General features: G+C 65.1%; 16 protein-coding genes and 1 tRNA gene. 11 read left to right on the top strand and 6 right to left on the bottom strand.

Going from position 1 to position 20,296, the window contains the following annotated elements; translation table 11 throughout:
- Positions 1–7: 7 nt before the first annotated feature.
- Together KI794_RS11865 and KI794_RS11860 are read right to left on the bottom strand one after the other, a co-directional pair.
- Positions 8–820: a hypothetical protein gene (locus tag KI794_RS11865; RefSeq protein WP_255808200.1), complete on the bottom strand. Its 813-nt coding sequence runs from the start codon at positions 818–820 to the stop codon at positions 8–10.
- Positions 810–1,619, bottom strand: coding sequence for a glutamine amidotransferase (locus KI794_RS11860; RefSeq protein WP_255808198.1), 810 nt, complete (start codon positions 1,617–1,619; stop codon positions 810–812). The genes KI794_RS11865 and KI794_RS11860 overlap by 11 nt, the downstream gene beginning before the upstream one ends.
- A 49-nt stretch (positions 1,620–1,668) precedes the next feature.
- Between KI794_RS11860 and KI794_RS11855 the strand changes: the two genes are divergently transcribed.
- The 3 genes from KI794_RS11855 to KI794_RS11845 all read left to right on the top strand — a co-directional run bounded on the left by KI794_RS11855 (position 1,669) and on the right by KI794_RS11845 (position 4,021).
- A tRNA-Cys gene (locus KI794_RS11855) sits at positions 1,669–1,738 on the top strand.
- A gap of 400 nt (positions 1,739–2,138) precedes the next feature.
- On the top strand, positions 2,139–2,969 hold the full coding sequence (locus KI794_RS11850; protein ID WP_119284694.1) for an SDR family oxidoreductase: 831 nt from the start codon (positions 2,139–2,141) through the stop codon (positions 2,967–2,969).
- Positions 2,970–3,007: 38 nt separating this feature from the next.
- Complete coding sequence (locus tag KI794_RS11845; protein ID WP_255808197.1) at positions 3,008–4,021, top strand: aldo/keto reductase family protein; 1,014 nt, start codon at positions 3,008–3,010, stop codon at positions 4,019–4,021.
- On the opposite strand, the gene lysA is transcribed toward KI794_RS11845, so the two are convergent.
- Positions 4,018–5,313: a diaminopimelate decarboxylase gene (gene lysA, locus KI794_RS11840; RefSeq protein ID WP_119284692.1), complete on the bottom strand. Its 1,296-nt coding sequence runs from the start codon at positions 5,311–5,313 to the stop codon at positions 4,018–4,020. The genes KI794_RS11845 and lysA overlap by 4 nt on opposite strands.
- A gap of 108 nt (positions 5,314–5,421) precedes the next feature.
- Here lysA and KI794_RS11835 point away from each other — a divergent pair, with 108 nt between their 5' ends.
- Positions 5,422–6,255: a GntR family transcriptional regulator gene (locus KI794_RS11835; protein ID WP_255808196.1), complete on the top strand. Its 834-nt coding sequence runs from the start codon at positions 5,422–5,424 to the stop codon at positions 6,253–6,255.
- A 16-nt stretch (positions 6,256–6,271) separates the two neighbouring features.
- On the opposite strand, the gene KI794_RS11830 is transcribed toward KI794_RS11835, so the two are convergent.
- Genes KI794_RS11830 through KI794_RS11820 form a run of 3 tightly spaced genes read right to left on the bottom strand, consistent with a single transcriptional unit; the run spans position 6,272 to position 9,884 of the window.
- A complete protein-coding gene (locus KI794_RS11830; protein WP_255808195.1) occupies positions 6,272–7,894 on the bottom strand; it encodes a dipeptide ABC transporter ATP-binding protein in 1,623 nt (540 codons plus the stop codon).
- The gene (locus KI794_RS11825; protein ID WP_255808194.1) at positions 7,891–8,907 is read right to left on the bottom strand and encodes an ABC transporter permease; all 1,017 of its coding nucleotides are present in this window, start codon (positions 8,905–8,907) and stop codon (positions 7,891–7,893) included. Before KI794_RS11825 ends, KI794_RS11830 begins: the two co-directional genes overlap by 4 nt.
- Positions 8,908–8,921: 14 nt before the next feature.
- A complete protein-coding gene (locus KI794_RS11820) occupies positions 8,922–9,884 on the bottom strand; it encodes an ABC transporter permease (protein WP_119284688.1) in 963 nt (320 codons plus the stop codon).
- Positions 9,885–10,043: 159 nt separating this feature from the next.
- Here KI794_RS11820 and KI794_RS11815 point away from each other — a divergent pair, with 159 nt between their 5' ends.
- The 7 genes from KI794_RS11815 to KI794_RS11785 all read left to right on the top strand — a co-directional run bounded on the left by KI794_RS11815 (position 10,044) and on the right by KI794_RS11785 (position 20,154).
- Positions 10,044–11,702, top strand: coding sequence for an ABC transporter substrate-binding protein (locus KI794_RS11815; protein WP_119284687.1), 1,659 nt, complete (start codon positions 10,044–10,046; stop codon positions 11,700–11,702).
- Between the two features lie 12 nt (positions 11,703–11,714).
- Positions 11,715–13,190, top strand: coding sequence for a M17 family metallopeptidase (locus tag KI794_RS11810; RefSeq protein WP_255808193.1), 1,476 nt, complete (start codon positions 11,715–11,717; stop codon positions 13,188–13,190).
- Positions 13,191–13,276: 86 nt separating this feature from the next.
- A complete protein-coding gene (locus KI794_RS11805) occupies positions 13,277–14,635 on the top strand; it encodes an aspartate aminotransferase family protein (RefSeq protein WP_119284685.1) in 1,359 nt (452 codons plus the stop codon).
- Between the two features lie 26 nt (positions 14,636–14,661).
- The gene (locus tag KI794_RS11800) at positions 14,662–16,146 is read left to right on the top strand and encodes a xylulokinase (protein ID WP_255808192.1); all 1,485 of its coding nucleotides are present in this window, start codon (positions 14,662–14,664) and stop codon (positions 16,144–16,146) included.
- Positions 16,143–17,612, top strand: a complete 1,470-nt coding sequence (locus KI794_RS11795) for a serine hydrolase domain-containing protein (RefSeq protein WP_255808191.1) — start codon at positions 16,143–16,145, stop codon at positions 17,610–17,612. The genes KI794_RS11800 and KI794_RS11795 overlap by 4 nt, the downstream gene beginning before the upstream one ends.
- 21 nt (positions 17,613–17,633) lie before the next feature.
- Positions 17,634–18,377, top strand: coding sequence for a glucosamine-6-phosphate deaminase (locus tag KI794_RS11790; protein ID WP_255808190.1), 744 nt, complete (start codon positions 17,634–17,636; stop codon positions 18,375–18,377).
- A gap of 160 nt (positions 18,378–18,537) precedes the next feature.
- Positions 18,538–20,154 (top strand): ATP-binding cassette domain-containing protein, encoded by a 1,617-nt coding sequence (locus KI794_RS11785; RefSeq protein WP_255808189.1) that lies wholly within the window; start codon positions 18,538–18,540, stop codon positions 20,152–20,154.
- Positions 20,155–20,296 lie beyond the last annotated feature (142 nt).

Below are 20,296 nucleotides of genomic sequence, written 5' to 3'. Positions count from 1 at the left end.
CTTCGGCCTAGCACGCCCTCCGGGTGCCCACGTGGCTGCCGTGGTCAGATCTCACCCTTGTGCTGATTCGAATTGATCCTGTGGTGCCGTCGAAAGTGTGTCGCGCTGCGAGGGTACGGTCTGGGAGAACTCCGGCAAGCCAGGTGAAGGTGCGCCCGTCGACCAGTGGAGCGGCAAGGGATCGCTGCCTGGCCTGCAGTGCGAGCATCTCCGGGAGTGACGGCCAAGCCTGCCCGGCCGTAAGCTCTGGCGTCGGAGACGTTACTGAAGTCCCACTCGAAGGGGCAGCGGATGCTGAGATCCAGCGGAGCGTCCAAGTAACTGAGCCGTGGACGCTCGCGTTTCGTACCGTTGGCGCCGCTGACTCGAGTGCCGGCCGATCGAGTGCGGCAAACCAGCGAAGCACTTCGGTGGCGCACTCAATCGGCGGAAGCACACCGTTTGCTGCCGCTACCCGCTGCCAGACTGCCGCGCCGAGTCCATGCGGCGCGAGGATGGGAACAAGTTCACCCGCGGCCGCCTGTTCGAGCGAAGGGGCCTCAGCGCCTAAGGCAAAGAACTCCTCGAAAGGGGGAGCGGTGACCTTGAGCTCGCGCGCGAGTAGTTCCGTGGCGAGGCGGGTCTCGGAGAATCTCACGCTGAGCTCCGCAGACGCTGTCGTTTGCAGCCCTTGGCCAAGGGTGCCTATCCGCAGCGCCCGCACTCGCTCGGCGAGTTCCGTTTCAGCCTCGGAAAGCGCTGACGGCCGCGGTGATACGCCCGCTGCGGCTGCTTCTCGGGCGACAAGGGCGAGCCGGGTCGCGCTCGTGTTATCTGTCACGGTTCGCGGCAGCGGTGGCCGGCCAGAGAGCGGGCGTGCGCGCGTGGCCCGGGAGACGCCCGAGCCACGCGCGCAGCACTGCTCGGCCTGCTGATTCGAGCGCGGGCCCGTACTCGGACGCTTGTGCGCGGATCGCGCCGGGATCAATGCCCGCCGTGCGGAGTTCGAGAGCGTGCCCAATGAGCCACTCCTCGATAGCCGCGTGATCGGCTTCAATGTGGAACTGCAACCCGAGTACGTGCTCGCCACGCGCAAAAGCTTGTACGGGCGTTGCCGAGGTCTGCGCGAGCCGCCGCGCACCTGGCGGAAGACCCGCATGCTCACCGTGCCAGTGCAGCACAGAGAGGTGTGCGAGCGGGCCGAGCACGCTGCGTGCGCCCGCCTGTGTGAGTGTTAGCGGTGCGTAGCCGATTTCAGGGGAGGGGAGCGCACGGATTTCGGCCCCCATCGCTTCAGCCATGAGCTGGGCGCCAAGACAGATGCCGAGCAGAGGGCGTTCAAGCTCGAGCCACCTGCGGATCAGGCGCTTTTCTTCATGCAGAAACGGGTACGCTGCGGTTTCTGCCGCCCCGATTGGGCCGCCGAGCACGGCAAGGAGGGCGCCGTCGGAGAACGAATTGACGTGAAGCGAGTCGAGACCCGCAAGACGCACCCTCACCTCGTACCCAAGCTCAGTGAGCACGCTGTGGAGCGTGCCAGGCCCTTCGAAGGCGACATGTTGTACCACGTAGGCGACGGGCGCTTGTGCTTCCTTCGCCGCCACAGTTGTGCGCATATTGCTCGAGATTTGCATTGTCATAGGACAAACAATAACATGGGTTATGTCGATGGAAATATTCCGCGAACCCGGTGGGGTGACCGATGGCGAGGTAGCAGTCCGCAAGGCTGTGCACGCAGGTTCGATTCCTGCCCCCACCTCGAAAAGCGCGCTGGTTTGTGGGTCCCGCGAAGCGCGCAATGGAGTCGTCTTTGTAATCGAATTCTCATGTGTCATCCGGTTCGGTAAGCCACTCGAGACCTTTTCGCATCCGTCGCGGTGTACAGCCCGGATGCTGCCCCGTGGAGTCTTCCGTGCCGCGCTCCCAGCGGTGTAGCCGTCGCGCACGCGATGGAGAATCAGCCAGAACCCGCGCGTGCGTGCCCGGTCGAATTGCTCAAGGAGCGCGCGTTAGTGCGGACGGCACGACCCTGCATCGTGCGACATGCACCAATACTGCCAGCCGTCTGCGCCCAGGATGCACGATCTCCACGCAACGTTCGCGAATGTGTCTCGTGCATGCCAGACTTGCGCTGAAATCGACAGCACAAAGGAGTAGCTATGACACTTCACGGGAAGACGATCCTCATGTCTGGCGGCAGCAGGGGCATTGGACTCGCGATCGCGCTGCGCGCCGCGGCCGACGGGGCGAACGTCGCGATGCTTGCGAAGACAGATACCCCGCACCCAAAGCTCGCGGGCACAGTGCACACGGCGGCGGAAGAGATTCGCGCCGCGGGTGGCAACGCGCTCGCCATCGTCGGCGACGTGCGCAGCGATGACGACATTGCGGCCGCCGTCGAACAGACGCGCGCCGAGTTCGGTGGGATCGATATTGTCGTGAACAACGCGAGTGTCATCGACCTGTCGGGCACGCTCGATCTGAACCCCAAGAAGTACGACTTGATGCAGGACGTGAACGTGCGCGGCACTTTTATGCTCTCCCGTGCGGCACTTCCGCTCCTCAAGCTTGCCGAGAACCCACACATCTTGTCGCTCTCGCCGCCGCTGAACCTCGATCCGAAGTGGCTTGGCGCGCACACAGGCTACACGCTCGCGAAGTACGGCATGACGATGTCGACGCTTGGTATGGCAGCCGAGTTCGCGGAAGCGGGAGTCGCGGCGAACACGCTGTGGCCAGCCACAACTATCGCGACCGCAGCAGTGCAGAACCTCCTCGGTGGCGACAAAGTCATGGCCGCGAGCCGCACGCCAGCGGTCTACGCCGATGCCGCGTACGCAGTGCTCACGAAGCCCGCCCGAGAGTACACAGGCCAGTCGCTGATTGCAGAGGACGTGCTTCGTGGTGAGGGCGTCACAGATTTCTCCGGGTACGCCGCGGTACCGGGAACACCAGACGGCGCCCTCTACCCTGACATCTTCCTGGGTTAGGCTTCCGCTCGCCGGGGTAGCGGCACTAGCGTTGGCACATGGTCAACTATCGCTACCTCGGAAACAGCGGCCTGAAGGTCTCTGAGATCACCTACGGCAACTGGATCACTCACGCCTCTCAGGTCGCAGACGAGGCCGCGACGAAGACTGTGCATGCGGCGCTCGATGCCGGCATCACGACCTTCGACACTGCTGACACCTACGCAAACCAGGCCGCCGAGGTTGTGCTTGGCAAGGCCCTGGCTGGTCAGCGCCGCGAGGGCCTCGAGATTTTCACGAAGTGCTATTTCCCTGTCGGCGCAAAGGGGCCGAACGACACTGGGCTGAGCCGCAAGCATATTTTCGAGTCGATCAATGGCTCGCTCGCCAGGCTCGGTACCGATTATGTCGACCTGTACCAGGCGCACAGGTTTGACTACGAGGCCCCGCTTGAGGAGACGTTCCAGGCCTTCGCCGACGTCGTCAGGCAGGGTAAAGCGCTCTACATCGGTGTGTCTGAGTGGACAGCCGAGCAGCTTCGCGAGGGCCATGCGCTCGCGAAGCAGCTCGGTATTCAGCTCATCTCGAACCAGCCGCAGTATTCGATGCTCTGGCGAGTGATTGAGGGCAAGGTAGTGCCTGCCTCCGAGGAGCTCGGCATCTCGCAGATTGTGTGGTCGCCGATGGCGCAGGGCGTGCTCACCGGGAAGTACCTTCCGGGCCAGCCGCTCCCGGCGGGCTCGCGCGCGACGGATGAACGCGGTGGTGCGAGGTTCATTCACGACTTTCTGCGTGAGGAGCTGCTCGTCGCGGTGCAGCGGTTGAAGCCAATTGCCGAGCAAGCCGGGCTGACGATGCCGCAACTCGCAATCGCGTGGGTGCTGCAGAACCCGAACGTTGCGGCTGCGCTCGTCGGGGCCTCGCGCCCGGAGCAGCTTGCCGACACCGTTAAGGCTTCGGGGGTCACGCTCGACGCATCAACGCTCGCGGCGATTGACGAGGCGCTCGGCGACGCTGTGTATAGCGACCCGCAAGACACCTACTCGGTCTCACCGAAGACGAGGCTGAGCTAACCCCCGAGCGCCGGCGCGTGCGTTGCGAGTAGGTCTGCGTAGGTCTCGCGCCGGGTGACGAGACGCGCCTCTCCGTCTGCGACGAAGACGATTGCAGGCTTGAGCGCGCCGTTGTAGTTGTTTGACGTTGTGTATGAGTACGCGCCTGTCGTTGCCATGACGACAACGTCGCCGATCCGAGCCGCCGGAAGCTCGGCGCCGTCGATGAGGAGGTCGCCCGACTCGCACTGGCGGCCCACGAGTTGCACGGCCTCTGTCGCGGGCTCAGTCGCTCGGTTTGCAATGACGGCCTCGTATCGCTGCAGCGTGAGCGCGACGTCAAGCTGATCCGCCATCCCGCCGTCGACCGCAACGAAGACTTGCCCGGTGCGCTTCACTGAGACGACGCGATAGGCGGAGACGCCGGCGCGGGCAACGAGTGAGCGGCCGGGCTCGATGAGCAGTCGCGACCCCTCGGGGAGGTGCGCTTTCGCCGCGGCAACGATCTCGTCGAGGTACTCTTCGACGGTCGGTGCCTCATCGGCGTGCGTGTACTTCACGCCAAGGCCGCCGCCGATGTCGTAGGTGGGGAAGTGGCCCGCGCTCGAAATGTTCTCGACGGCCTCCGCGAACTGTGCGGTGTTGAGAATCTGCGAGCCGATGTGTAGGTGCACGCCTTCGAAACGCATGAGCGGGTGCGTGCGCATGCGCTCGATCGCGGCGAGCGCCTGGTCCATCGGGAGCCCGAACTTCGAGCGCGCGCCGCCGGTCGCCTGCGAGGCGTGGGTCTCGGCCTCGACGCCTGGAATCACGCGAAGCAAGAGCGCCTGCGGGGTGGTGAGCAGCGTTTCGAGCCTGTCGAGCTCATCGGTGTTGTCGACGATGATCGTGCCGACCCCGCGATCGAGCGCGAACGCGAGTTCCTCAGTTGTTTTTGCGTTCCCGTGAAAGTAGATGCGTGCGGGATCGACGCCGGCGGCGAGCGCAAGATGCAGTTCGCCTGCCCCCGCGACGTCAACTGCGAGACCCTCCTCCTTGGCGATCTGGTACATCCCAACGGCGGGGAGTGACTTCGATGCGAAGAGGACGTCGGAGTTTGGCCACCTGTCGCGAAGCCCAATGACGAAGCGGCGCGCCTGCTCGCGAAGCCCGGCTTCGTCGAAGACGTGTAGTGGAGTGCCGTACTCTTCGACAAGCTCGGTGACAGGCACTCCGCCGATCGCCAGGGTGCCTTCGTCGGTGATGGAGCTGTGCTCAGGGAGCATCTCGCTCAGTCGAGCGGCGTGGGCGGCTGTGGCGTGCGCTGCGGTCATCTCATCTTCCTCGATTCTTGTTATACCTAGCAGTATATGGCGTGAGATTAGCTTTCTGGCCCAAGCTTGTGAATAATAAGTTCATATCGGTACACGGGAGGTAGTACGTTGACGGCGACAAAGACGGGCCAGGCGGTATCGGCCGAGCAACCGGCTGGGCGCGAGCTTCGCTACCAGCGGGTCTACGACCTCGTGCTTCGCCTCATTGAAGAGGACGGCCTTGAGCCTGGTGACAAGCTCCCGAGCACCGCCGAACTCACAAAGCTCGCTGATGTGAGCGTCATTTCCGTCCGCCGCGCGCTCGACGAGCTCGACCACGACGGAGTCATCGAGCGCCACCAGGGCCTCGGAACATTTGTCGCAAAGCCCCGCCTCATCAGCCAGCCGGGGCGCGCGGGCGCGCTGCTCGGCACGATCTCGCAGGATGAGCAGCCTGTGCAATTCACAACCCGCCTGCTCCGCATCGCCGTGGGCATGCCGAGTCGTAACCATGTGAGAGCGCTCGACATTCAAGAAGGTCAGCCGGTGTGGGAGATCTCCCGCGTCCGGCTTCGCGACGGGCGAGAGACTGTCGCAGAGCGCGCAACCCTCCCGCTCAGCCTGGTCCCAGCGCTTGACGAGGCAGAGCTCGCCGAGGGGCGCTCACTCTACGAGTTGCTCGAGGAGTTGCACGGCATCACTGAGGCATACGCCGAGCAGGTCTTCCAAGTTGACCGCCCGAGCCAGTGGGAGCGCGAGCAGCTTAGCCTCGGCCCGAACGACACCGTGATGCGCGTCCGCGGCGTGAGCTATACCGAAGACGACATCGCGTTCGACTCATACCAGCAGTCGTACCGCGCAGACGAGTTTCTGTTCTACGTCCAGGGCGCGCGCTCGACACCGCGGCTGCTGAGCCCCGAAAGCGCCGGCACCTGGGGCGTGCGCGCACTCGGCACCGAGTAGCCGAGCGCGCGCCTTATCACGCCCGACTGTGGGCTGGGTCAGGGCTCGGGATGCTGTTGATGAGCAGCTGGGTGTAAGGATCCTGCGGGCGATTCACGACGTCGTCTGGGGTGCCCGATTCAATGATCCTGCCCTCGCGCATCACCATGATGCGGTCGGCGTACTCCGCGGCAGTTGACAGGTCGTGCGTGATCATCAGGATCCCGAGGCCGGCAGAGTCCTTCAGCTCGGCGAGCAGCTGCAACACTCCCGAGCGCACCGACACGTCGAGCATGCTCACTGGCTCGTCGGCGAGCAGCAGCGACGGCGTCAACACGAGCCCCGACGCGATTGCGACACGCTGGCGTTGCCCGCCTGACAGCTGGTGCGGATAGCGGTCGAGGTACTGCTCCACGGGTGTGAGGCCCACCGACTCGAGCGCGGAGACAATCCGTGCCATCCGCTCCTCGCGGGTCTTGCACACCTTGTGAATGAGTAGGGGCTCCTCAAGCGTGTCCGCGACAGTGAAGCGCACATCGAGAGACTCGTACGGGTCTTGAAAGATCGGCTGCACGAGCGACCGCAGCTGCTTGCGCGCCGCGCGCCGAGCCCCAAGCGCGCTGATCCCGGCAACTTCGATGCTGCCAGCGGCCTCGGGAATGAGTCCCATGATCGACTGCATCGTTGTCGTCTTGCCGCACCCCGACTGGCCGACGAGCGCGACGAGTTCACCCCGATCGACATCAAACGAGATCCCGTCAACGGCGCGATGCTCACGGCGACCGGCGTAGTGCACGGTGAGGTCGCGCACCGCGAGTAGTGGCTCGGCGGCGGGCGCGTGTGCGCGGCTCGCGTTCGCAACGGCAGCGATGTCGGGCGTCGACTCGAACAGCGTGCGTGTGTATTCGTGCGCGGGGGCGCGGTAGAGCTGCTCGACTGCGCCGATCTCAACGATCTCGCCCGCACGCATCACCGCGGCTCGCGAGCAGCTTTGCGCAACGACGCCGAGGTCGTGGGTAACGAGGATCACCGCAAGCCCCAGCCGCTCCGAGAGCTCGACGAGGAGCCCAAGGATCTGATCCTGCACAACGACGTCGAGCGCCGTTGTCGGCTCATCGGCGAGCAGCACCTTGGGCTCACACGAGAGAGCCATCGCGATGACAGCGCGCTGCTTCATGCCGCCAGATAGCTCGTGCGGGTATCGCTTTTCGGTGCCCTCGGGAAGGCCGACGAGGCCGAGCAGCTCACGCACCCGTTCCTGCATTGTTGCCTTGGGGAAGCCGTGGAAGCGCAGCGCCTCCTCAATCTGCCAGCCGATCGTCTTGACCGGGTTAAACGCGCTCATCGCGCCCTGGAACACCATCGCGATGTCTTTCCAGCGGTGGGGGCGAACGGTCGCGTCGCCGCCCGCAATGATGTCGACGCCGTCGAGCAGAATCTGGCCGCCCACTGTTGCGTTTGCTGGCAGCAGGCCGAGGGCGGCGAGAACAGTTGTCGTCTTGCCGCAGCCCGACTCGCCGACGAGGCCGAGCCGCTCGCCTGGCGCGAGCGCGAGGGAGATGCCGTGGACTGTCTCGGTCTCGTCGCCGCGGTCGTTTGCGAACCAGACCCGCAGGTCGCGGATTTCAAGCACGGGGGTGGGGGAAGGTGCTGCGGTCATTCGCCCGCTCCGTTCGTAGCAGTAACTGAGTGTGTCGGGGGTCGCTTCGTCGTCGCGCGGGCCTTCGCGTCTTCGGTCGACCCGAGCGGGCGGATCGCCCACGTGCGCAATGCGAGGTGAGAGATCTTCAGGCGCGGGTTGAGCGCGTCCTCGATGGCGCGGCCGACGAGGTAGCAGCCGAGGATGAGCAGCGCCACTGCGACGCCGGCTGGAACGATCGCCCACCAGGCGCCTGTGCTGATCGCGGCGCGACTAAACGCGTGCTCCATGATGACGCCCCACGTAACTGTGTTTGGGTCAGACAGGCCGAGGAAGGCAAGCGCCGTCTCGTTGAAGATCGCGACGGTGATGGCGAGCACGCCGCTCGCCGCGAGGAGCGGCCCGAGCTGCGGCAGGATGTGCCGCATGATGATGCGAAGGTGGCTGCCGCCGAGCGCCTCAACTCGCTTGACGTACACGCGCTCGCGCAGGCTCTTCACCTGCGACCTTACGATGCGGGCGGTGCCCGTCCACATGAGTACGCCGATCACGATGATGACGTGGTTGAGGCTTGGGCCCCACACCGCGGCAATGACAATCATGAGCACGATTTGTGGGATTACCAGGAAGTAATCGGTGATGCGCATGAGCACGGTGTCGACCCAGCCGCCGAAGTAGCCGGAGAGGATGCCGACCGCCGAGCCGATCACGATCGCGATCGCCGCCGCCGTGAACCCCACCCACATTGACACTCTGCCGCCCTCGAGCACCAGCGTGAGCACGTCGATACCACCGTCGTCGCAGCCGAACCAGTGCGCTGGCGAGGGTGCCTCGAAGACTCCGCAGCTCACCTCGTTTCCCGCGTAAGGGGTGAGGAGTGGTGCGAAGATTGAGACGAGGAGGAAGAAGGCGATGATCGCGAGCCCAATGATGGCGCTCGGTTGCCTGAGCGCGGTCGCGAACGCGCCCCGGCGGCGGTCCTTCGGCCTGCGCCTCCGGGGGAGCGAGAAAAGTGTGGTGCCTGGTGCTGCCATTGTGTGCTCCTTGCTCAATCGGAGACCCGCGGATCAAGCCACGCATATGCGAGGTCGGCGAGGTAGTTGAAGACGACGACGGTGATTGTGATGACGAGGAACCCGCCTTGGAGCATCGGGTAGTCGCGCTGCAGCACCGCCTGGTAGAGCTCGCGGCCGATACCCGGCCACGAGTAGATGACCTCGATCAGGATCGCGCCGCTCACGACTGTCCCGAGCGCAAGCGCGACCATCGTGACTGTGGGGAGCATCGCGTTGCGCACCGAGTACGAACGGATGATCCTGCCACGCGGAAGCCCCTTCGCGCGTGCAGTCAGCACGTAATCCTCGCCGAGTGTCTCGAGAACTGACGAACGCATAATGAGGAGGTACTCAGCGTAGAGGGTGAGGGCGAGTGTCGCGACCGGGAGTATGAGGTGTCGAAGTCTGTCTGCAAACTGCTCGCCGGGACTTAGCGCGATTGCGAACGGATCTGCCATGCCGGCGGAGGGCAGGACACCGGCGAAGAAAATGAGCAGCATTGCCCCGACGAACTGGGTCGGAAACGCGTAGAAGACCACCGAGATGTTCGTCATCGCGTGGTCGAAGATGGTGCCGCGCCGCACGGCGCTCAGGATGCCGAGTGTGATGCCGATGGCGAGCGCGATGATGGTGCCGCTCAGCACAAGGGGGAGCGTGTTGAGAAAGGCCTCCGCGAGATTTGCCGCGACCGGTTGCCTGTTCGAGAACGAGATGCCAAGGTTTCCGGTGAACAGTCCCTTGAGGTAGAGCAGGTATTGCTCCCAGAGCGGCTTGTCGATGCCGAATTGCCGCTCAAGGGTTGCCTTCATCTCGGCTGAGGCGCCTGGCACGCGTGAGAGACGATTGGCCGCCGATCCTGGCAGTACGCGAAATAGCAGGAAGTTAATTGTGACGGCTACGAAGACCGTGACGAGCGCGAACAGAGTCCTGCGCCAGATATATCTTCCTCGATGCATCGGGGGTCCTTTCAGTGCAGCGACGGTGCATGCGGCCCGAGATATCCTCGGGCGATGGAACTACTTTACTGCCTATATGAGAAGTAGCGCTATATAGTATGCTAAGTCTACTGAGAGAGGTGCGCGGGCCGCGCGCACCGATCAGTCGATGGAGGATCAATGAAGATCGCAGTACGCGCGGGCCTGGCTGTCGCAGCCGCGGCCGCACTTGTCATATCAGTCTCCGCCTGCTCTCCTGGCGGATCAGGAAGCGCAGGCGGGGGCAGCAACTTCCTGCGGGTCGGGGCGACCGCGGTTGTCGACTCGCTCAACCCGTTTGTGTCGGACTCCGACTACTCGAGCGTGATGTACCAGTACATCTACCCGCACCTCACCGAGTACGACGAGAACCTCGAAATCGTCCCGTCATTCGCAGAGTCGTGGGAGTCGAGCGCAGATGGCACCACGTGGACGTTCAATACAGTGAAGGACGCGAAGTGGAGCGACGGTGAGGCGCTTGACGCCGAGGATGTCGCGTTCACCGCAAACCTTATCCTTGAATACGCAGACGGGCCCACTGGCATTCTGTCGGGGTGGGTGGCGCACTTGAATAAGGCGGAGGCGACAGACGCCAACACTGTCGTCTTCACATACGACGCGCCAGTCGCTAACGTGCTGACGCAGGTGCAGGCTCTCCATATTCTCCCGGAGCACATTTGGGCGCCGAAGGCGACAGGTGACGGCATCGAGCTCACGAATTTCGACAACGCCCCGCCGATTGTCTCCGGCGGGCCATTCACGCTTGAGTCCTACAAAAAGGACCAGATGATGATGTACAAGACAAACCCGAACTGGTACGGCAAGGCTCCTGAGATAGACGGATGGGGGTTGCAGTTCTTCGCGAACGACGACGCCATGGTGTCTGCGCTCAAGAGCGGCCAGGTCGACATGGTTGGGCTCACAACGCCGCCGACAGCGGTTGAGAAGCTGAAGGCAGACGGCATGACTGTGCAGACCGGGCAGAGCGTCTCGATCAAGAACGTCATCATCAACACGAATCCCGAGAAGACCGCGCACCGCGAGCTGCTCAACCCCGAGGTGCGCAAGGCGCTTGAGTACGGCATCGACAGGAATGAAATTGTTGAGCAGACCTACCTCGGAAACGCGGAGCCAGGGTCGACGCTGCTGACCCCGATCTCGGGATTCAAGAACGAATCTCTTCCAGGGCTCCCGTACGACATTGAGGCTGGAAACAAGATCCTCGATGATCTCGGTTACCTACCTGGTGCCGATGGTATTCGCGTCGCCGACGGCGAGAAGATGGCGTACGAGCTTGTGTTCCCGACGGCTGAGTCAGGGTCGGGTGACCGCGCGTTCCAGACGATGCAGCGCGGCTGGGAGAAGCTCGGCATCAAGGTTGAGCAGCGCAAGATGGACTCAGACGCTGCCTGGGACGCGATCACAGCCCCAGACAACAAGTACCTCGACTTTGACATTGCAATGTGGAACTGGGCGCCACCGTACGAGCCTGACTTCATCCTCAGTACGCTGACGTGCGACTCCCTCGGAGGAAACTCAGACAGCGGCTATTGCAACCCGAAGTACGACGAGCTCTACAAGGCGCAGGGCACCGAGCTTGACGCCGCAAAGCGCCAGGAGATCATCAACGAGATGCAGCAGATCATCTTTGACGACCGGCCGTACATCGTCTACGCCTACCCGAATGTGATCGAAGCGTTCAACCCCGCCTGGGACGGCTTCGTGTTGTCTCCGCTCGTTGGATCGATCAATAACCTCTCGACGCAGACCCTCACGGGTGTGCACAAGACCGAGAAGTAGCGAGGAGTTCAGATGCAGGAATCACTGCTGCTGCTGCTGGGTGACGGGTGGCGCGTTGGTGGGCACGCGCCTGAGGGTGATGGGCTTCACAGCCTCGCCGCCGAGTTGGGCGTTACCGACTCCGAACTCGCCGCTACGGTCGCCGGGGCCGTGGATGCGCGTGCGGGGAGCGAACCCAGCAGGATCGTGATTCCACTGGCCTCGGGGCCGGTCACCGTGGTTGTGTGCCGGCTCCCCGGCGCACGCCGCGGCCCCGGAGCGCCGAGCGACGAGGAGCGATTCTTCGAGGCGGGGTTACGGCTCGGGGCAGCAGGTGGCGGGCGAGCGCAGCTGTGGTTCTCGGGCCGGGCAGCTGCCGGTGTCGCGCTCGGCGAGCTCCCGGGGCCGCTGCGTGATGCACTGTGGAGCGGTGCGTGGCTTGCGACCCAGCGGCCGGCTGCCGCCCTCGACGAAGATCTCATGCCTGTATTTGGGGACGGCGTGGCGCAGTCGTCTCCCGCGGTGTTTCGGGCGCGCGCCCGCGGGTGGGTGCGCGAGCTCACTGAGCGGCCGGCGAACCTGCTCGGACCGCAGGAGCTTGGCGATGAGATCGCGAGGCTTGCCGAGGCTCACGGCAAAGGCGTGACGGTCGAACTCTGGTCGGCTGATGACGCCAGCGAACGGGGTTTCGGCGCGCTCGTCGCGGTGGGTGCCGGCTCGAGTCGCCAGCCTATCGTCGTGCGGCTGCGCTGGTCCGCTGCGGGCCAGGGGGGCCCAATACTCGGCGTTGTCGGGAAAGGGGTCACCTTCGACTCGGGTGGGCTCAATGTGAAGAAGGACCCGGGTGAGCTCGCCTGGATGAAGAGCGACATGGCGTCGGCCGCCACTGTCGCCGCCGCGCTTGTGCTCGCGTCTCGCTTGGGGAAGCCCGGCGCGCCAGTCGAGGCGATTCTTCCGCTGTGTGACAACGCGGTGTCTGGGAGCTCTGTCAGGCCGGGCGATGTCGTCACGCACCCCGACGGCCGCACCACAGAGGTTGTGGATACCGACTGCGAGGGCAGGCTCGTGATCGCCGACGGACTCGCCTGGCTGCGCGCGGAAGGGGCGGCGACTCTGCTCGATCTGGGCACGCTCACTGACGGCGGCGCGGGGCTCCGGGCCGCCGGGCTATGGTCGAACGATGCGCTTCTTGCGTCGCGGCTGCAGGCAGTCGGGGGCGGCGTCGCAGACCCGCTCTGGCCCATCCCGCTTCCGTATGGCGAAGAAGTGGTGCTTGAGAGCCGCGTCGCCGACGCAAAGAACGCGCCACTTGACCGCCCGGATCTTGGTCGCCACGCAGCGGGGTTTCTCGCCGAGTTTGTCGGTGAGGTCCCGTGGGCGCACCTCGACATCGGTGGGGTCGCCTACCTTGAGGCGCCGATTGCCGGGTGGCCAGAGGGGCCAACCGGTGCGGCAACGCTCGCCGTCGCCGCCGCAATTGGAGAGTGGGCTGCCGGATCATTGCGCTAGGTATTGCGCACCGTCACCACTCTGTATATGCTTAGTATGACAAGCTAGCGGCGGAGATCCTCCCCGCGGTAATTGAAAGGCTCAACGTGGACCTCACATTCGATTCGGCGTTCCCCGCGCGTACCGCGCGCTCTCGCGAACTCTTCGAGCGCGCAAAGCTCACGATTCCCGGCGGCGCGGGCAGTACCGCCCGCCTCCCGCGCAACGGCTGGAGCCCCTACCCGCTCTTCATCGAGCAGGGTCAGGGCTCGCGCATCACCGACGTTGACGGCAACGAGTACGTCGACTATCTGCTCGGCCTCGGCCCCGACATCCTCGGCCACCGCCACCCAGTCGTTACCGAGGCCGTAGTGAAGGCAGTGCAGGAACAGGGCACGAGCTTCGGCCTCCCATACGAGCTCGAGATTGAGGCCTCGGAAAAGGTTGTCGCTGCAGTTCCAGGCGTCGAACAGGTTCGCTTTGCGAACTCGGGCTCAGAGGCAGTCGGCCAGGCCGTACGCATTGCTCGCGCAACGACTGGCCGCCGCATCATTGTCCGCTTTGAAGGCCTCTACCACGGGTGGCAGGACAGTGTGTACTGGTCGAATCACGTCGACCTCGACAAGGCGGGTTCCGCAGATCGCCCCCGCCCCGTCGCGATGGGGCTCGGGGTGCCCGCGGAACTCGAAGAGACGCTTGTCGTGCTCACCTGGAACGATGCAGAGAGCTTCGTCAAGCTCATGGAAGAGCGCGGCGAGGAGATTGCCGCCGTTATCACCGAGCCGGCGGTGCTCAACACGGGCTGCATCCTCCCCGAGCCTGGTTACCTGGAGCTCCTCCGCAGCGAGACGACCAAGTACGGCGCGATGCTCATCTTTGATGAGGTCATCACCGGTTTCAGGATCGCACGCGGCGGTGCGCACGAGTACTACGGCGTCATCCCCGACCTCACCACCTACGCTAAGGGCGTCGGCGGCGGCTTCCCGGTTGCCGCAATTGGCGGCACGACCGAAGCGATGCGCCTCATCGCCGACGGTACATACTCCCACTCGGGTACCTACAACGCGAACGTCGTGCAGTGCGCGGCTGTCTCGGCAACGATGGACCTGCTCGCTGAGCCAGGGCTCTACGAGCGGCAGCGCGCGCTCGGCGACAGGCTCGCGCGTGGGCTCGAGTCGATCGCTAATGAGAACGGGATCGACGCGTACGTGACGGGCCTCGGCACCGTGTTCCAGCTCTGGTTCGCAGACGGACCGATTAAGAACTGGCGCGACGCCGTAGCCCACACCCGCGAGGGCGTTTTCAAGCGCTGGTACGAAGAAATGCTTGTGCGCGGCGTGCTCTTTCACCCGCTACAGTTTGAGAACCTCTTCGTGTCGCTCGTTCACGACGACCGCGACATTGACGACACGCTTGAGGCCGCTGCTGGCGCCATGAAGGTGCTGAAGCAAGAATTCTCGCGCTAAGCGATTCAACGACGAAAGGGCGCGGCATGACGCCTCCCGAGGGCATCGCGATCGGACTCGACCTTGGCACTTCAAGCCTCAAAGCAATTGCTGTTGGGGTTGAATCCGGTCGGGTGCTTTTCAGGGAGCGTCAGCCGTACCCGACGCACAGACCAGAGCTCGGGGCAGCTGAACAGGCGCCCCAAGACTGGATGGCGGCGGCGATCGGTGCGCTCGCGCGCCTCGCCGCCGCGACCGGGGCCGAACGTTGGGTGGGCATCGGGCTCTCGGCGATGCTGCCGACGCTCGTGTGTCTCGACGCCGACGGGGAACCTGTTGGGAGCGCAATCGTCTGGGAAGACACACGCGCCGAGACAGAGGCCGAGTGGCTGCGACGCGAACACGCGGACGCAGTCGCCTATGAGCGAACCGGCCAGCAATTCGACGGCCGATACCTCGTGCCGATGTTTCTCCGGCTGCGTGACAGCGATCCCGAGGTCGCATCCCGAACAGTTCGCCTCGCGGGAGCAAAGGATTACCTGTTCGAACAGCTCACCGGCGAACTGCTTACGGACCCCTCGACGGCCGCGGGGAGTGGCGTCTACGATCTCACCACTGGCGCGTACGCCGCTGGCCCGTGGCCGGAGCTTCCACCAATTGCGCAGTCGAGCGAGTCTCGCGGGCTCGACGCTGGCGTCGCCAGGCTCATCGGGGTACGCGCGGGAATTCCTGTCGCTCTTGGAGGCGCCGACTCGGTGCTCGGCGCCGAGGCGCTCGGAACGCGGCCAGGGCTCGACGTCGCAATCATCTCGGGGACGAGCACCGTCGTGCTCGGCACCAGGCGTGAACTCGAACTGCGAGCAGAGGGGCAGGCGCTCGTCACTCCGCTCGCGCTCGGGGGCTACGGCCTCGAAATGGACCTCGTCGCGACGGGCTCCGCCTTCCAATGGTTGACAGGCCTGACAGGCGCAACGAGCGTTGCCGACCTCATAGCGGAGGCGAGCACTGTCGACCCGCTCGCTGCGCCTGCTGTACTTCCATACGTGGGGCCCGGAGAACAGGGAGCGCTCTGGGAACCAGGTATCTTCGGTGCGTTCCACGGACTGACACTCGCCACAACGCGCGGCGCACTCATGCGCGGGCTTCTCACGGGCGTGATTCTCGAGCTTCGACGGTGCATCTTTGCGATCGGGCCAGACGTCGACGGGCGCATCATTGCCTCCGGTAGCTCGCTCGCGTCGCCGCTGGCGCTCCAAGACCTCGCCGATGCGTGCGGCAGGGAAGTGCTCGCAGATGAGAGCGACGCGGACCACTCGGCGCTTGGGGCGATCGCAACACTGCTCGTCGGCCTCGGAAAGAAGCCTCCAACGCGTGCCGCCACGCTTTCGCGTTACGCGCCGGATCCAGGCCGCGCGGCGGTGTGGGAGGCTCTTGCTGCGCGACACGACAACGACCTCGAGCGCGAGCGGGCCCGTGCCGCGGTAGCGCGTGCTGACGATCCCGCCTGGCGTGCAGGGGAGGGAACGCTGTGAGCGCCTCGTCGATGCACAACGTACTTGGCAGCGATCCCGTCACCGGTCTCCTCAGGCAGTTGCTCGCCCAAGCGCCGGTCACAGGGGGCGCTGTCGCGCTCGCCCGCGGCGACTTCATCGAGCAGCTTGCGTTTGGCACGAGAGGCCCCGGGGGCCTCCCAGTTGAAGTGCACGATAGATTCGAGATCGGTTCGATCTCAAAGACGATCACCGCGCTCGCCGCCGCCCGGCTCGAGGTGGAGGGCGTCGTGCGGCTCGACGACAGGGTCCGTTCGTACCTGCCGTGGCTTGAGCTGCCGGAGGGCGCCTCGGAGCCGACGCTGCGCGAGTTGCTTTCGCACACGGCTGGCTGGATCGCAGGCAACTCTGCCATGCCCGGAGAAATCGCGCAGGCGCTTGAGCTTCCGGGTACGCGCGCCATCACCGCGCCGGGTGAACGCTTTCACTACTCGAATGTGGGATACGTCGTGCTCGGCCTCGCGCTCGCCGAGGCGGCGGGCACACGCTTTCCGCAACTGCTCAGGGAGCGCATTTTTGAGCCCCTCGGGCTGCCTGGGGCGCTCGGGAGCATCACGGGTGCCGAGCGGGCCAGGCTGTGCCCAGGAACGGTGCCGACGCGCGATGACGCGCACTGGACACCCGGCGATCCGCTGAGTCAACAGAATTGGGTCGAGCCCGCGGGCGCCGACGGCAATGTCGGAGCAAGCGCCCGAGAGCTCCTCCAGTTTGGGCTCGCGCTCACTCGGCCCGCCGCATTCCCGCGCGAGCGCGCGTGGCTCCCCGCCGCCGTCGCCGCGATTGCGACGCCTACGGCGCCCAGCGGTGAAGACATCCTTGCGGCAGGGCCACACCTGCAGGTGCAGGGCGCGCGGTACGGGCTTGGTGCGAACGTCGAACCGACGGCGCTCGGCTCGATGCTCACTCACGGCGGCGGCATGATCGGCTACGGCGCCTTCCTGATTTCGCACCCAGATCTCGACCTCACTGTTGCCGTCGCCCTCAGCACACCGGGGGAGTGGCCGCACGCCGAGCTGCTCGCACGGGCAATCCACGCCGAGCTCATAACGTGTGTGGATGGCGGGGACGCCGCAGGCGGCGCGGTCGCGCCTGGTGCGACCGATCCCGTTGCGGCCATTCGCGTCTCGCGGGGGCCGCTCTCAACGGGGGGTGCGGAGGTCTCCGGGTTGAGTGGCCATTATCGGAGCTACACACCCTGGTGTCCGCACTACGAGGTCGGCGTTTCAGCCGAGCCCGGCACCGCTGGGCACCTCGTGCTCCGGGCGTATAGCGGAGTTGAGGCTCCAACCGAAGATACGCCGCTTGTGGCGCTCCCAGAACCGGCAACGTTCGCTGTCGGAGCAGAGCCGGGCACGCCCGAGCGGGCGAGGTTCAGAAACTTCATCGATGGCGTCGCGCAGACGCTCGATATCGACGGCTGCGTGTACTCGCGCGTTGTCGATCGCTAGTGCGCCCGCAAAGCGCAGAAAGTGAGTACTACAGTGCACATTCACGTTTTCACGACCGAGGCTGAGCTCGCGCAGGCCGCGGCCAAACGAATCGTTGATCGCGTGCGCGCAGACGCCTCGGCTGTCGTCGGGCTTGCGACCGGCTCGTCTCCAGTTGCGGTATATGCGGAGTGGGGCAGGCAAGCGCGCGAGCTCGGGCTTGACCAGTCGGGCGTTCGAGGCTTCGCGCTCGACGAGTATCTCGGGCTTGACCCGTCTGACCCGCGAAGCTACCACGCCGTCATTCGGCGGGACGCCGTCGCTGGGGCTGGGCTCAACGCCGAGCTCGTGCGGATCCCTGATGGTTCGGGCAGACCCGATGCCGCCGAGGAGTACGAGCGAACGATCATGGAGGCGGGTGGCGTCGATGTCCAGGTGCTCGGGCTTGGCCGCAACGGGCACCTTGGGTTCAATGAGCCGGGTTCGTCTGCCACATCGCGGACGCGCGTTGTGAGTCTCGCGGAGACGACGATCTCAGACAATGCACGATTCTTCGAACGGCAGGAAGACGTTCCCACGGCGGCGATCACGCAGGGGCTCGGAACGATCTTTGAGGCACGGGAGCTGCTTGTGATCGCAGTAGGGCCGGCGAAGGCCGCGGCAGTTCAAGCGGCGATCGAGGGCGAAGTCACCGAGGCGCTGCCAGCGAGTCTCTTGCAAACCCACCCGAACGTGCATTGGTTCCTCGACGAGGCTGCAGCTGCTGGCCTCGCGGCAGTCGGGTAGTCGCCGCACGTCACAGCCACTCTTCACGTCAGACGTGGGTGAGGTTTACCTAACTCGGTGCTACTATCTGGTGAAAGCAATCATCAGATGAATTGAGTCGTTGTGCAAGTTTCGCACCGACACTGAGCACTTCGGCGCGGCCGCGCTCGTTAGGGGAGACATGATTACGTGCGAACGCCTCACCGTCGGCGGTGCTGCTGGCGCTGCCAAGCCCGTGCTCCGAGGCATCTCGGCCCGCATCGAGCACGGCAAAGTTCGCGCTGTCGTGGGCGGCAAGGGCGCCGGCAAGACTGTACTTGGCTGGGCACTCAGGGGTGCGCTCTGTCCTGGCCTGCAACGGACGGCCGGAAGCGTGCGTGTCGGTGGGTTTGATCCACTCGATAACGCAGGCCTTGCAGCGACCCCAACGCACGTCGCCTGGCTGGGGGACGACCCCGAGGGCGAACTTCGCGGGGAGCCCACGGTGCGCGACGCACTCGCCTCGTCGCTTTCGGCGCGCTTCCCAGGGCTCGCCTTCGACGACCTCACGCTTTACGCCGCACTCGCCAGGCTCGGTATCAACGATCCGAGAGTCCTTGACCGCGAGCCCCAGCAGCTGCCGTCGGGGCTCCGGCGCCGGGTGGCGCTCGCACAAGCGCTCGCCCGGCCGGTCAGCGTCGGCTCACCCAAGCTTGTCGTTCTTGACGAGCCGCTTGCTGGCCTGGAACGCCCAGTTGCAGTCGAGGTGATTGAGGCGCTCGCGGGGATGCGTCGCGCAATCCGCACGACCGTGATAGTGCTCACGCGAGACCTCGAGCTCGCCCAGCGATTTGCCGACGAGATCTCCGTGCTTGAGAACGGACAGATAGTCGAAACGTTCTGCCCAGAGAGTGCTCTCGGGCGGCGGAATGCCCAGGCACCGCGGCGCGCGCTCGCGCAACCGGCCAGTCTTCCCCTTTGCGTGCCTACGTCGGTGGCTTCTGCAGGGAACGCGATCACGGCGCGCGGCGTCGTTCGCCGTTCGGGCGCCGAACTCGGCGGCGGCGAGGACCTGGCGCGTTCGGTGAGTCACTCGCTCGAACTTCGTGACTTAGCAGTCGCTCTGCCCGCTGTGCCAGGGTCGACGGCTCCGCTGTCGGTAGCGCTTCGGCGTGGGGAGGGGCTCGCGGTGACAGGCCCCACCGGCAGCGGCAAGAGCATGCTCGCACTCGCGATAGTCGGCGGGCTGAGCCCGAGCTCGGCGCTGCGAATTGGGGGTGGGCTCCTGATCCATGGAGTTCAGCAGCAACCGCGCGCAGCCGCGCGAACGCCAGAAGAGCGCCGGGCGATCCAGCTTGTTTCATACTCCTCCGACCGCGCGACATCCGAGACGCACACGGTCCGCACGCAACTGCGGCGAGCAATCAGGCGCGCGCGGCCGGGCGCGTCCTCGAGTGCGGTTGGATCCAGGGTCTCTGCCATCCTCGCGCTCACTGAGCTCAGCCCAACGCTGCTGCTCGAGCGGGTGTGTGACCTGCCTCGAGCCGAGCAGCTCAGACTCGCGCTTGCTCGCGCGCTCGCCCACGACCCGAGTGTGCTCGTGCTCGATGGGGGCGAAGCTCAGCGTGAGGCTGGTCTCTTCGCAGCCTGCGCACGTGCGCGCAGCGTCGACGGGGTTGCGCTTCTCGTATTCGCCCGCAGCGCGGACGGACTCCGTGGGTGCTGCGACGGGGAAGTCCAGTTGGGCGGTGACGGCAGCATCCGAAGACTCGATACTGCCCGAGGCGTGGATTCCGAGCAGCGCCAACACGCGGCCTGAGCGCCGGGCACGAATTCACACCCAGAAATGTTGTAGCCACCCAGTCTCCATATGTTGCAATTTGGGCACATCTGGTCAAGTTTTCCGGCGAGTCTTTGAAAACCAATGGGTGTTATGACAGCGTGGTCGGATAACTATCGTC

This window comes from Leucobacter aridicollis, assembly GCF_024399335.1.
Taxonomy (GTDB): Bacteria; Actinomycetota; Actinomycetes; order Actinomycetales; family Microbacteriaceae; genus Leucobacter; species Leucobacter aridicollis_A.
The sequence above is the reverse complement of the archived record's forward strand: the minus strand, read 5'-3'. Positions and strand labels throughout refer to the sequence as shown.

What these genes read in the sequence shown, in the direction of transcription:
- KI794_RS11860 (WP_255808198.1), bottom strand. Translation starts at nt 1,619, where the DNA reads ATGACAATGCAAATCTCGAGCAATATGCGCACAACTGTGGCGGCGAAG.
- KI794_RS11850 (WP_119284694.1), top strand. Translation starts at nt 2,139, where the DNA reads ATGACACTTCACGGGAAGACGATCCTCATGTCTGGCGGCAGCAGGGGC.
- KI794_RS11845 (WP_255808197.1), top strand. Translation starts at nt 3,008, where the DNA reads ATGGTCAACTATCGCTACCTCGGAAACAGCGGCCTGAAGGTCTCTGAG.
- lysA (WP_119284692.1), bottom strand. Translation starts at nt 5,313, where the DNA reads ATGACCGCAGCGCACGCCACAGCCGCCCACGCCGCTCGACTGAGCGAG.
- KI794_RS11830 (WP_255808195.1), bottom strand. Translation starts at nt 7,894, where the DNA reads ATGACCGCAGCACCTTCCCCCACCCCCGTGCTTGAAATCCGCGACCTG.
- KI794_RS11825 (WP_255808194.1), bottom strand. Translation starts at nt 8,907, where the DNA reads ATGGCAGCACCAGGCACCACACTTTTCTCGCTCCCCCGGAGGCGCAGG.
- KI794_RS11820 (WP_119284688.1), bottom strand. Translation starts at nt 9,884, where the DNA reads ATGCATCGAGGAAGATATATCTGGCGCAGGACTCTGTTCGCGCTCGTC.
- KI794_RS11815 (WP_119284687.1), top strand. Translation starts at nt 10,044, where the DNA reads ATGAAGATCGCAGTACGCGCGGGCCTGGCTGTCGCAGCCGCGGCCGCA.
- KI794_RS11810 (WP_255808193.1), top strand. Translation starts at nt 11,715, where the DNA reads ATGCAGGAATCACTGCTGCTGCTGCTGGGTGACGGGTGGCGCGTTGGT.
- KI794_RS11800 (WP_255808192.1), top strand. Translation starts at nt 14,662, where the DNA reads ATGACGCCTCCCGAGGGCATCGCGATCGGACTCGACCTTGGCACTTCA.
- KI794_RS11785 (WP_255808189.1), top strand. Translation starts at nt 18,538, where the DNA reads ATGATTACGTGCGAACGCCTCACCGTCGGCGGTGCTGCTGGCGCTGCC.